Here is a 2,793-nt window from a genome sequence, read left to right as displayed (position 1 = left end):
CTCGCCGGCGGCCCGTTGGCGTTCGGCGGCGACGCCGCCGCCGCGCCGGGATCGCCCTCGTGGGTGGCCGCGCACCCGACGCTCGACGTCGTGTACGCCGCCATGGAGGGCGAGGGCACGGTGCGCGCCTTCCGGCGCAGCGGCGAGACGACGCTCGAGCCGCTGGGCGAGCCGGTGCGCGCGGGCGAGATCGTGTGCCACGCGGCGGTCGCGCCCGATGGCAGCGCGCTCGTGGCTGACTGCTGGGGCGACGGCACGGTGGCGTGGATGCCGCTGGCCGCCGACGGCGGGCTCGGCGCGTCGCGGGCCGCGGAGGCAGCGCGAGACCCGTATGCCGAGATCGGAATGTCGACGGATGACGCGCGCACATCGCGCGCGCACTCCGCGGCCTTCCTGCCGGACGGCCGCGTGGCCACCACCGACCTCGGGTTCGACCTCGTGCGGATCTGGCGCCAGACATCCGCGGGCCTGCGACCCGACCATGAGGTCGTGCTGCCGCGTGGATGCGGCCCTCGGCATATGATGGCGCATCCGAGCGGACACCTGTACGTCGTGACCGAGTTCTCGGGCGAGGTGTTCATCCTCGCGCCGGACGCCTCGGGTCGGTGGACGCTGCGCGGCGGCGTGCCGGCGTCGCCCGCGGCGAGCCCGACCGACACGGGGGCGGAGCTCGCCCGCTCGCGCGACGGGGAGTTCCTGTACGCGGGGCTGCGCGGGTCGAACACGATTGCCACGTTGCGCGTGCGCGGCGAGGGCGAGCGGCTCGAGCAGGTGGCGCTCGTCGAGTCGGGAGTGGACTGGCCACGCCACCACGTCGTCGTGCGCGACACCCTGTTGGTGGCCGGGCAGCGATCCGACTCCGTGGCATCCCTCGCTCTCGACGAGCGCACCGGGGTGCCGGGCCGCGTGCGCCACACGGTCGAGGCGCCGACGCCGTCGTGCCTGCTGCCGGTGCGGGGCTGACGCGCGGGCGGCACACTGGTCTGCCCCGCTTGAAGTTGCCGCGTTCTGCGATCCCGAGCCGCGATTTGCGGCAAGTGAGCGGCGACCCGGCTAGACCTTCGCGTCTTGCTTGGGGATCACGACCTGCTTGATGATGAGCAGGATTGAGGCGGTGACCGGGATGGCGACAAGCGCGCCGAGCAACCCGAGCAGCGTGCCGCCGACGAGCGCCCCGATCACGACGAGTGAGCCAGGCACCGAGATCGTGCGGTTCATCACCTTCGGCGTCAGCACGTATGCCTCCAGCTGCATGTACACGAGGTACGCGATCGCGAACACGAGCGCCGCGACCGGGCTGCTGAACAGCGCGACGAGCGACCCGACGGCCCAGAACAGCACGGAGCCGACGAGCGGGATGAGCGTGATGCAGAACGCGGTCACTGCCATCAGCACCGGGAACGGCAGTCCCATCACGAGGTAGAGAATCAGCGTGAGCACGGCGTTGCAGGACGCGAGCACCACCATGCCGCCGAGGTAGCCGCCGATCGAATTGGTGATCTGGTCGGTGAGCGACGAGACGGTCGGCCGGTTGCGGGCCGGGGCGAGGCGGGTGAACGCGTGCTTCATCGTGGGAAGCGACGCGAGGAAGTACAGGCTCAGCACGAGGATGATGATGAGCCCCGAGATCGTGGTGCCGATCGTGACGCCGACCTGCACGACGCCGCCGCCGATCGCGGCGATGTTGCTCGGGTCGCTGAGGAAGGTCTGCACCTGATCGAGCAGGGTCGACGCGATGTCGCCGAAGTGGCTCTGCAGCCACGCGAACACATCGGACGACTGGAAGTCGCTGACCATGTCGGGCACGTCGCGAATGAATTGCGCGATCTGCGAGACCACGGTCGGGATGATGAGCCACAGCACGCCCACCAGCAGCACCGCGAAGCCGCCGTAGACCGTCACGATTCCCCACGGGCGGGAGATGTTGCGCCTCTCGAGCAGCCGTACAAGCGGGTCGAGTCCGAGGGCGGCGAACAGCGCGAACACCACGTAGATGATCACCGTCGACAGGTTCGAGATCGCCATGCCGAGCAAGATCGCGACGAGGCCGCCGAGGGTGAGGCTGAACCCCACCGCGAACGGGTTGCTCAGGCGGGCCCAGGATGCGCGAGGCGCTCGGCCGGCGACCGCCGCCGGGTCCGGCGCGGCGGGCGGCGCCACGGCGTCAACTGGCTGCGCCGAGTCGGCGGGGGCGGCGGTGTGCTCGGCGTCGCTCATGGAGCCACTCTAAGCCTGTCGCGCCGTCTGGGCCGGGCAATCCGGGCGATGAGCTCACGCGCGCCCCGCGGCCGGTAGGGTCGAGGCGAGGAGGAGCCATGTCCGAACCGACCCGCGACGACGCGCTGGCCACGCTGCGGCGGTTGCGCGGCAGCATCGACAACATCGACGCGGCCCTCATCCACCTTCTCGCCGAGCGCTTCAAGGCGACCCAGCAGGTCGGGGTGCTCAAGGCCGATCACGGGATGCCGGCTTCCGACCCGGCCCGCGAGGAGCAGCAGATCGCACGGCTGCGCCAGTTGGCGATCGACGCCGACCTCGATCCCGAGTTTGCCGAGAAGTGGTTCAACTTCGTCGTCGGCGAGGTGATCCGCCACCACACCGCGGCCGCTGACGGCCGCTGAGGGCCGCGCGACATCCACATTCCGCGCCGAAACCCCCCTTCGGCGTCGAAACGCACGCCTGTGGGGTGGGTTTCGGGATGCCGGGTGGGTTTCGGGGTGCGCGGTGAGTTTCGGGATGCCGGGGGCCGGGCGCAGCGCGGGCTTCGGGGCGCGGGCGCGGGGCGCGGGCGCG

At 71.3% G+C, this 2,793-nt stretch carries 3 protein-coding genes; 2 read left to right on the top strand and 1 reads right to left on the bottom strand.

The window, feature by feature from the left end:
* Window positions 1–963: lactonase family protein (locus QM611_RS03225; protein WP_415078462.1), on the top strand; the 963-nt coding region annotated here is incomplete at its 5' end.
* A gap of 90 nt (window positions 964–1,053) precedes the next feature.
* Here QM611_RS03225 and QM611_RS03220 read toward each other — a convergent pair.
* Window positions 1,054–2,217 (bottom strand): AI-2E family transporter, encoded by a 1,164-nt coding sequence (locus QM611_RS03220; protein ID WP_415078461.1) that lies wholly within the window; start codon window positions 2,215–2,217, stop codon window positions 1,054–1,056.
* Window positions 2,218–2,315: 98 nt separating this feature from the next.
* On the opposite strand from QM611_RS03220, the gene QM611_RS03215 reads away from it, so the two are divergent.
* A complete protein-coding gene (locus QM611_RS03215) occupies window positions 2,316–2,621 on the top strand; it encodes a chorismate mutase (RefSeq protein ID WP_415078460.1) in 306 nt (101 codons plus the stop codon).
* Window positions 2,622–2,793: the final 172 nt, after the last annotated feature.

Origin of the sequence: Microbacterium sp. (genome assembly GCF_047606685.1) — a bacterium.
Classification (GTDB): Bacteria; Actinomycetota; Actinomycetes; order Actinomycetales; family Microbacteriaceae; genus Microbacterium.
This window is presented reverse-complemented; position numbering and strand designations above follow the sequence as displayed.